This is a genomic window from Azospirillum griseum, from assembly GCF_003966125.1.
In the GTDB taxonomy this organism is placed as follows: Bacteria; Pseudomonadota; Alphaproteobacteria; order Azospirillales; family Azospirillaceae; genus Azospirillum; species Azospirillum griseum.
In genome coordinates, this window is sequence record NZ_RXMA01000121.1 from 1 (window position 1) to 678 (window position 678).

1 protein-coding gene and 1 pseudogene are annotated in these 678 nt (G+C 68.0%); both read left to right on the forward strand.

Translation table 11 applies throughout. From position 1 onward, the window contains the following. Positions 1-95 precede the first annotated feature (95 nt). A complete protein-coding gene (tnpA, locus tag EJ903_RS26425; protein WP_126620826.1) occupies positions 96-518 on the forward strand; it encodes an IS66-like element accessory protein TnpA in 423 nt (140 codons plus the stop codon). Positions 519-600: 82 nt separating this feature from the next. Beyond that, positions 601-678, forward strand: a pseudogene (locus EJ903_RS28225) (IS66 family insertion sequence element accessory protein TnpB); the annotation flags it as partial.

Sequence of the window (678 nt, forward strand, 5' to 3'; positions counted from 1 at the left end):
GTAAGCGTCGTCTGTAGGCTGCCTTGCGGCTTGGCGGGTCGGTGTGGTGAAAGCTGGTTGTCGGGGCGCTTTGACAGCGTGGCCGACTTGGCATCATGGCAAGCATCGTGGTTTGCACCGTGGCAGTCCAGCGCATCGAGGTGATCACCGGGGTCGGCGGTCGCCGTACCTACACGGCGGCGGAGAAGATCCGCTTGGTTGGCGAGGCCCGCACCGGCCGTGGCGGGATGGCGGAGGTCGCTCGCCGCCACGGCTTGTGCACGAGCCTTTTGTACCGCTGGCGGCGCCAGATGGCGAACGGCGATCTGGTAAGCGACACGCCGCGTTTCCTGCCGGTGGAAGTCGCCGACGAGGTGCCCATGGCCCCGTCGATCCCGCTCGCCGCAGCCCCTCCGGCGCGGGTTGAGCGTCGTGCGGCGTTGGCCGAGGTGGAACTCGCCAACGGGCGCGTGCTGCGGGTGTCCGAGGACATCGCCCCGGCGGCGCTGCGTCGACTGGTCGGCGCTCTGGAAGGGTGATGCTCACGGTTCCCGCCGCGGGGTGCGGGTCTATCTGGCGATGGGGCCGACGGACATGCGCAAGGGCATGGACGGGTTGGCGATGCTCGCCCAGGAGGTTCTCAAACAGGACCCGTTCGCCGGTCATCTCTTCGTTTTCCGAGGTCGCCAAGGTCATTTG

What these genes read in the sequence shown, in the direction of transcription:
- tnpA (WP_126620826.1), top strand. Translation starts at nt 96, where the DNA reads ATGGCAAGCATCGTGGTTTGCACCGTGGCAGTCCAGCGCATCGAGGTG.